Genomic DNA, 290 nt, shown 5'->3' with positions numbered 1-290 from the left:
GGTGGTCTTGCCGAAGTTCATCGCACCGTCCTGGTTGCCGTTGTTGACGGCCACCCGTGGCGCATTGATCGGCAGTTGCAGCGCGTTGGCGCCCAGGCGGTACATTTGCGTGTCCGCATAGGAGAACACTCGACCTTGCAGCAGGCGGTCTTCCGACGGTTCGATACCCGGCACCAGGTTGGCCGGCGCCATCGCTACTTGCTCGGTCTCTTGGAACACATTGGCCGGGTTGCGGTTGAGCACCATTTGCCCAACTTTGCGCTCGGGTACATTTGGCCAGATCTTGGTCG

General features: G+C 61.0%; 1 protein-coding gene. It reads right to left on the bottom strand.

Going from position 1 to position 290, the window contains the following annotated elements:
* Positions 1 to 290 (bottom strand): catalase (locus AC0L3U_RS39150; RefSeq protein WP_473365084.1); only part of this gene is annotated, 290 nt, incomplete at both ends.

This window comes from Bradyrhizobium sp. Kon69 (assembly GCF_055807515.1).
This window is presented reverse-complemented; position numbering and strand designations above follow the sequence as displayed.